The organism is Chromobacterium sp. Ag138, assembly GCF_055181315.1.
On record NZ_JBUPWA010000001.1, the window covers coordinates 449,519 to 457,889 of the forward strand.

Below are 8,371 nucleotides of genomic sequence, written 5' to 3' on the forward strand. Positions count from 1 at the left end.
CCGAGCAGGGGCCGGCGGCGGGGTTTGCGGCTGATCGATGCGGCCAGCGGCTGACTTCGGCGCTTGCGCGGCAGTCGGCTGTGCTTGAAGCCCGCGAGCCAGCGACAGTACGCCGTCGAATTTCTCCAGATCGCGGCCGAAGGGGCTGAGCGCTGCGAAAATGCGCGATGCCTCGCCGCCGATATTCTGCCTGACCAGATTGGCCAGCGTGCCGCTGGGCCCCAAGTCCAGGTAGATGGGCGTTTCACCGCGCTCGGCGGCTTCTCGTTCCAGCCGCGCCAAGGTTTGGGAAAAACGGATGGGTTGGCGGATCACCTGCCAGAAATATTCGGCGCGCATGCTTTCCAGCGGAGCGGCTTCGCTGCAGGAGATCAGCGGGGTGCGTGAGGGACCGAAGTTCAACTGGCTGCACAGCGCCTCGGCCTCCGGCCGCAGAAAGTCGATCTGGCGGGAATGAAAGGCCTGCCGGACGGGCAGGCGCTGCACTACGATATCCCGTTCGCGCAGATGGCGTTCAGCCTCTGCGATGCGCTCTGCGGTGCCGGAGACGACGATGAGCGAGTCGGCGTTATAAGCGGCGATGTCGCAGTGCTGGCTCAATAACGGCGTTTGCCGATAGAGCGGCTCACCGGCCAGGATGGCCAGCATGGCCCCTTCGACGCCGGCATGGCGTTCGTGAAACAATTTGCCTTGGGCGACCACCAGGCGGATCGCGTCGGGCAGCGGAAGCATATCGGCGAGCGCCGCCGCGACCAGTTCGCCCAAGCTGGCGCCCAGGAGGAAGTCGGGCTGGATTCCTTGTTCTTCCAGCGTCTTGCCCAACGCGTATTCCACCATGAAGATCGCCGGGTGGCTGAGGCGGATATCGTCGAAGGCTTTGGAGCGCGCGTTGTTGTCGTGATAGATCTCGGTGATCACCGAGCGCCCGAGCTCGGCGCGGACCAGGCTGTCCAGGTCATTCATCCAGCGGTGGAACACCGGCTGGTTTTGATAGAGCTCCCGGCCCATCTGATAGAACTGGCCGCCTTGGCCGGGGAGCATGAAGACAATGGAGCACTGCTTTCCTTGATGGAGATAAGGCATGTTTTCCGGTCCTGAAGGATGGTTCCGAGCCGTATCGCGCTATTTCGGGCGCGCGGTATCCAGCGACGGTCGCCAGGGGGGGCTGGATGGGCGCGTCGCGGGAAGGTGGCAGTAAATTCATTTGAGCTGAACGTGATTTTGGGATACTTATACAGCATTAAAATGTATTTTGTCATGACGAGATGCCGACATTTTCTGCTGCCGACCACCTGCTTTTTTTGTCACTCGTTTTCTGCCTGCAAAAGCGCGGGCTGATTTCCAATCTGGGCCTCCGCCAGCCGTTCGAGCCGGCCCGGCTCTTTCCCGGTGATACCGCCAACGCCGGGCCGGCCCGCATTGCCGCCGACATTCTGGAAACTTGCGGCTGGTTGAGCCGTTCCGGGCCGGATGGTTGGCGGTTCAGTGGCCGGGCGTCGGCCGCCGGACGGCTGCCGGAACGGCTGGAAGAGTTGTTTCAATGGATGTCGCCTGATCGGCGGCCAGCCGCGGAGGATCCGCTGTGGTGGTCAGCCTGGCTGGAGTCGGCGGCCCTGCGATGGGACCTGGATTGTCCGACGCTGGCGCGAGGGCTCGACGAACTGCTGGCACGGGCCTCGTTGCGCCGGTTGGCGGCGGATGAGGTGGTGGAGGCGGGGAGCGGCAGGCTGGATATGTCCGTCGCCGGCCTCGCTCCGGGATTGGCCGGGCGCCTGACGGGGTTCCTGATTGCCGGCAAATGGCTGGTGGCGGGCAGGCTTGAGCCGGCGGCGCTGTCCGCGTGCCGGGACGAGTCTTTTTCGTCGTTCTGCGCTGGCCTCCCCGCAGCGCTGGATGGTCTGCTGTTTGGAAAAGGCGACGCTTGGGAAAACGCCGCCGAATGGATGGCGGCAGCCGGCGAGCGGGAGCCTTCGATGGCGGGCGGGCCGGCGCTAAAAGAGATTTTGGACCGGATGCTCGGTCAAGGGCCAGGGGAGACCCAACCTGATGCCATCATCGCCATCGGCGGCATGGCCGCTGCACTTGAAGCCGCGCGGCCTCCGCCAGTCCGGGTGCTGCCGCTGGCGCCGGAGGCGCTGGACGATGGCGCGGAGCTGGAGCGCTTGCTGCGGAAAGCCGGTTTGCGGGATGGCGATCGGCCGCTGTGGCTGTGTCTGTCCTCGCTGACGCTCGGGCCTTCCGGCGCATTGAGGCCGGGTTTCCGCCGATTGGCCGAGCGGGTCGGCGATCACGCGCTAATCATTGGCGCCAGCCATAGCTACAAGAGCGGACCGTTGTTGGGGCGTTTTTCCCGCGATGACGCGCCGGAGGCGGCACGCCATCTGCTGGCGCTGGCCGGCGAGGGCTGGCTTCCGGAACCGGGCATGCTGCATAGGCATCCCCGCAGAGGAGCGTGCGAGTCGAGCGCGGGCTGCTATCGCGCCCGGGCGTATCGGGTACGCCGCGCGGTTCCCGGCGACCTGCCGGCGCTGTCCGCGCTGGAAATCGCCTGCTGGCCGGAAGGCGGGCGAGTGGGCGACGATATTCTGCGCCGGCGGCTGGCGCGCTGGCCGGCCGGGCAATTGGTGCTGGAGCGGGGCAGCGAGGTGCTGGGCGTGATCTATTCCCAGCGCATCATGGAGATCGAAGGGCTGTTCGACGTCGATTTCTCGACGGTGGACCGGCTGTTCCACCCAGACGGCGGCATCGTGCAGATACAGAGTCTGAACGTGCTGCCGGCGCACCAGTACAGCAGCTATGGCGACCAACTGCTGGAGTTCATGCTCCAGTACTGCTCGCTGCTGGAGGGTGTCGACACCGTGGTCGGGGTCACTCGCTGCAAGGATTATCCCAAGCAGGCGGCGCGCATGCCATTGGGCGATTACATTCATGGCCGCAACCAGGCCGGGATGCTGCTGGATCCGGTGCTGCGCTTTCACGAACTGCACGGCGCCAGGGTCGAGCGTTTGGTGGCCGGCTATCGTCCCGCGGATGTCGACAACGCGGCCCACGGGGTGCTGGTGCGCTATGACCTAGCAGACCGGGTGAGGCAGGAACTGAGTCTGCCGCCTTCGGCCTTGGCTCCGGCCGAGCGGCCGGTCGGCGATGCGGTCCGGGCCGCGGTGAACCGCTGCCTGGGCCGGCCGGACGACGGCAGCTTGCCGCCGCAGCGCAGCTTGATGGAATTGGGTTTGGATTCGGCCGACATGCTTTCCTTGACCGAGCAGCTGGGGTTGACGCTCGGGCTGGCGCTGGAACAGACGTTTTTCTTCCGTTACGACTGCATGGAAAAAATCGTCGAGGCGCTGTCGCTGCGCCTGGGGGGCGGCTCGGTCAGCACGCCGCAGCCGGAGGCGCTTGGGATGCCGCGCGCGAAAAGCCATGGCGACTTCGCGATCATCGGCATCAGCGGCCGTTTTCCGGGCGGGGAGCTGGAGTCATTCCTGGAAGCCGCTCGCGGCGGGGAAAGCCAGCTGCGGAACGCGCCGGCGTGGCGCGGCGGCGGGGGGCTTGGCGGCTACATCGACGACATCGATTGTTTCGACCACGTCTTTTTCGGCCTGTCGGCGGCGGAAGCCGCGCAGATGGACCCTCAGCAGCGCCTATTGCTGCAATATGCCTGGCTGGCGATGGAGGACGCGGGCATTCCGGCGCCGAGGCTGGCCGGCAGCCGCACTGGCGTATTCATCGCCGCCGCGGCAGGCGAATACCGGGAAACGGCGGCGCATCCGGCCGACAGCCCTTTCCTGCTGACGTCCTCTTCTCCTTGCATGTACGCCAACCGCATCTCCCAGTTGCTGGATTTGCGGGGGCCAAGCGAATACTGCAACACTGCGTGTTCGTCGGCGCTGGCGGCCATCCACCGCGCCATCCGCGCCATCCGCGCCGGGGAGTGCGGACAGGCGCTGGTCGGCGCGGTCAACCTGCTGCTGTCCCCGGCGGAAACCGACGGATACCGTCGGATGGGATTGCTGAGCGGCAGCGGCCGAACCCGTTCGTTCCAGGAGGGGGCGGACGGCTATGTGAGATCGGAAGGCGTGGGCGCGTTGCTGCTCAAGCCGCTGGCCGACGCCGAGCGGGACGGAGACCGGATTTACCTGAAGATCAAGGGCAGCGCGGCCTTGCACGGCGGAAAGGGCGTTTCTCTGACCGCGCCCAACCATGATGGCATCCAGGCGGCGATCGTGGCGGCCCACCGCGACGCCGGGGTGGCGCCGGACAGCGTGGATTACGTGGAGGCGCACGGCGTCGGCTCGCCGCTGGGCGATGCGATCGAGATCGCCGCGCTGCAGGCCGCCAGGCTGGAATTGGGCGCCGGCGGCGGACCTGGCGATGCCTGGCGCGTCGCCAGCCTGAAGCCGGTGATCGGCCATTGCGAGCTGGCCTCCGGCTTGGCCGCGCTGTTCCGGGTGATCGACGCCATCGCCACGCGGCGTCTGCCCGGTTTGGCCGGTTATCAGACCCTTCTCCCCTCCATCGACTTGGACAAGCGGCTGCTGGCGTTCGAAGCCGACAGCGTCCCATGGCCGGCGCGCCGGGATGTCGCCGGCGTCGCGCTGCCGCGCCGGGCCGGCATCAACAGCTACGGTTTCGGCGGCGTTTGCGCCCACCTAGTGGTGGAGGAACATCTGGCGCCGGCCGGCGAGGAGGCGGGCGATGGCGGCAGCCAATTGATCGTGCTGTCGGCGCGCGACGTCGACAGCCTGCGCGAGCAGGCCGCGCGGCTGGGCCGCCATCTTGAGTCGCATCCGGAGCTGCGCCTGGCCGACATCGCTTACACCTTGCAGACAGGGCGAACGGCTATGTCCTGCCGCTGGCGCTGCGTGGCGGACAGCCTCGAGTCCCTGTCGAAAGCGCTGGGAGAGTTGGCCGTGGGCGTCGGAAATATCGACGCGCGATCGGCGCGATCGGCTGTCGAATTCAGCGCCGCCGTCGAGCTAGCTTTGTCCAGCAACGATTTGCGCGCGCTGGGCGATCTTTGGCAGGAAGGCGCGGAGCCCGACTGGAACAGGCTGCCTCGCGCCGGCGCGCCGAGGCGGATAGGCCTGCCGGGTTATGCTTTCGCCCGCGCAAGGCATTGGCTTCCATCCCGGCATGCGCCGGCGCAGATGAACGCTTGCGCTGGCGAGTCGGAGGCCGCGGGCTTTCGCGAAATGCTGGCCGATGCCTTGGGATGTCCGCCGGAGGCGTTGTCGGGACGGGAGGGCTGCCGTCTGGCGGATCTGGGACTCAACTCTCTGGCTGCGCTGGGGGTCAAGGCCAAGCTGGAGCGGGATTGGGCGCGACCGGTGCCGCTGGCGCGGCTCGACCCTTTCCTGAGCCTGGGCGAGGCTGAGGCCGGGCTGGAGGCGCTGGCGCAGGGCGGCGGCGAGCTGGCGCTGCCCAGGCTGATCGTCGATCTGGAAAGCCATTCGCTGCCGTTCCCTCTCAACGACATCCAGCAGTCCTTCCTGTCCGGCCGCCAGTTGCTGGCCGAGGCGGAAAGAGTGGGCTGCCATATCTATTTGGAGTTTGATTGGCGTGATCTGGACGTTGCCAGGCTCAACTCGGCCTGGAACCGGCTGGTCGGTTGCCATGAGGCGCTGCGCATCCGCCTGTTGGCCGATGGCCGCCAGCAGATTGCCGATGCCGCACCTTCTTGTTTCGCCGTCCAGGATTTGCGGCAGGCCGATGCCGAGGCGTGCGCGAGGGCGCTGGACGCGGTGCGGGAACAGATGTCGCACAAGGTTTATTTGCCGGGCGCGGAGGCGTTGTTCGAAATCCGCGTTTCGCTGTTGGCGGATGTCGTTGGCCGCGTGCATCTGAGCGTGGATGAACTGGTGGTCGACGCCACCTCGCTGGAAACGCTGTTGCAGCAGTGGCTGGCGTGCTACCGAGACCCGGAGGCGGCGCTCACCGCGCCGGGCTTGTCTTTCCGCGATTACCTGCTGTCGGTGGCGGCGTTCAAGGACTCCATCCGCTACCGGAATGACCTGCAGTACTGGATGGATCGGTTGGAGCGAATGCCGCCCGGCCTGAGCCTGCAGAAGGCGCAGCGGCCGGCCAGCCGATTGCGGCGGCGGCTGGCGGCCACGCTGGACGCGGCGCGCTGGAGTAGGCTGAAGCAACGCGGCGAGGCGCTCGGCGTTTCGGGCAGCGCGCTGCTGCTGGCCCTGTTCGGCCTGACGCTGCGCCGGGAGAACGCCGGCGCGGGATTCACCTTGATTTCCACTTGCTATAACCGTCTGCCGCTGCATTCCGACGTCGACGGTTTGGTCGGACCGCTGATCTCGACCCAGTTTTTCGCTTTCGATGACGAGAGCGGCGAGACGCTGGCGGAATTGGCGCGGCGGACGCAGCGCCAGTTGCTGGAAGACATGGACCACATGAGCGTGGGCGGCGTAGCGGTGCTGCGCGAGAGCCGGCGCCGCCAGGGCCTGGCGTTCAGCGGCGGCGAAGCGGTATTCACTTCCATGCTCAACAATCCGGTGATCGGCGGCGCGGACAGCTTCGGCGATGCGGAGCGTTACTGCGTCACCCAGACGCCGCAGGTCAATCTGGACCACCAGTTGAGGGAGCGCGGCGGCACGCTGTGCTTCAGCTGGGACGTGGCCGTCGATTGCTTCCCCGATGGAATGATGGAGCGGCTGTTCGACGATTATCGCCGGCTGTTGACCCGTCTGGCCGACGGCGAAGCCGACTGGGCGCATGCGCCGGCCTTCGCGGCGCTGGCGGAAAGCCCGTTGGCGCTGGAGCCGGGCGCCGCGAAGGGCGAGGCATTCGCCCTGACCGATCAGCAACAGGCGTACGCGTTCAGCCGGGCGCTGCATGGCGAGCGCGGCGCGTCGCATCTGTATCTGGCGCTGGCGATCGAGGACCTGGATATCGAGAGGCTGGAACGGGCCTGGCAGGAACTGGCCGCGCGGCATTCGATGCTGAACGTCCGGATCACGCCCAACGGCGTCCAGCAGTTGAGCGCCTCGCCGCCGCCTTTGCCGTTCGAGCGGCGCGAAGATCGCGGCGATCCGGAACGCATCGCGCGCGAGATGCTGGGCCGGGCGACGGAACTGGGCGGCTGGCCCCATGCCTGGCTGCGGGTGACGCCGCTGGAGGACGGGCGCAGCCTGGCGCATCTGGCGGTGGACTTGCTGATCGCCGATCTGCCCAGCCGGGATCTGCTGGCCCGCCAGTTGCTGGATATCTATCAGGGCCGATCGCCGGTCGTGCCGGCCATCGTCTATGCCGACTACATCGCCGCCTTGGCGCAGTTCCGGCGCTCGCCGGCCGGGCTGGACGAAATGGCGTACTGGACGGAGAAGTTCCGTCAATTGCCGCTCGGACCAAGCGTCGGAGAGGGGGAGACCACCTCGCATCTGGGGTTCGGGCATCGCTTGAACGGTTGGCGGGTCCTAAAGGCGCGGGCAGCTCAGGCCGGCGTATGCGCCGATGCGCTGTTGATTGCCGCCTATGGCTGGTGCCTGGCGCGCCACGGCTGCCCATTGCCTTTCTCTCTGGTGGCGCCTGGTTGGCGCAGGCCGGCTGCTCACGCAGAAATCAACGGTGTGGTTGGCGATTTCACTTCCTTGAGTTGGGTGGATTTTTACGCCGAAGCGCTGACCTTCATCGAACGCGCCCGCCGTTGCGGCCGGGTTCTGGCCGAAGACGACAGCCATGGTCTGATAGGAGGCTTGCCTGCCTTGCGCAAGGCCGCTGCGGATAGGCAATGGCACCGGCGGCTGCAGTTTCCCGTGGTATTCACCCGACTCAACCCGCAGGGGCCACTGGAACTGGCCGAAGGCGTGGAGCTGGTCAAGTTCGCCAGTCGCACGCACGGCGTGGCGCTGGACAATCTGAGCATGGAGCTGTCCGACGCGCTGCTGATCCATTGGGATTTCGCCGCCGGCTCGCTGCCGGGGGGCAATGTCGAAGCGATGTTCGCCGATTACTGCCGCTTGCTTGAGGCGTTGGCGCGCGGAGACGAGTTGTGGGAGATGCCGGAGGCGTGGCTGACGGAGGCATTAGCCGCTTGCGGGAGAGAAACCGAGGCGATGGCGGCGCAACCTGATCCTGTCTGATGTCCTTGTTGTTGGAGTGGCTTGGTTGCGTCATTATTTAATTTGTATGCCATTTCATTGACAAATGAATTTGCTGTTTGTATTTGTAATATTTCGTGAATAGAATGCAAATCCTCAGCGGGCAAGGACATTGTACTTGTTTAAAAAGTCATGCCCGCTGTCGCGCCGAGCCGTTCTCCTCGCACACTTCATATGGATTCACGGACGCCGGTGCCGCAGTTTTGTGCGATGCCGTCGTTCATGGGTTGGGATGCTGATTCGTGAACATACAAGAGAGC

General features: G+C 66.0%; 3 protein-coding genes. 1 reads left to right on the plus strand and 2 read right to left on the minus strand.

The features are described 5' to 3' along the window. Positions 1 to 1,083: acyltransferase domain-containing protein (locus ACY3GB_RS02280; protein WP_463087295.1), on the minus strand; the 1,083-nt coding region annotated here is incomplete at its 3' end. 221 nt (positions 1,084 to 1,304) lie between these two features. Next, positions 1,305 to 1,541 carry a hypothetical protein gene (locus tag ACY3GB_RS02285; RefSeq protein ID WP_463087296.1) on the minus strand — a complete coding sequence of 79 codons (237 nt, stop codon included), beginning with the start codon at positions 1,539 to 1,541 and terminating at the stop codon, positions 1,305 to 1,307. A gap of 3 nt (positions 1,542 to 1,544) precedes the next feature. Between ACY3GB_RS02285 and ACY3GB_RS02290 the strand changes: the two genes are divergently transcribed. Then, the gene (locus tag ACY3GB_RS02290) at positions 1,545 to 8,093 is read left to right on the plus strand and encodes a beta-ketoacyl synthase N-terminal-like domain-containing protein (protein ID WP_463087297.1); all 6,549 of its coding nucleotides are present in this window, start codon (positions 1,545 to 1,547) and stop codon (positions 8,091 to 8,093) included. Positions 8,094 to 8,371: the final 278 nt, after the last annotated feature.

Coding starts and splice junctions, on each gene's coding strand:
- ACY3GB_RS02290 (WP_463087297.1), top strand. CDS start 1,545: ATGTCGCCTGATCGGCGGCCAGCCGCGGAGGATCCGCTGTGGTGGTCA.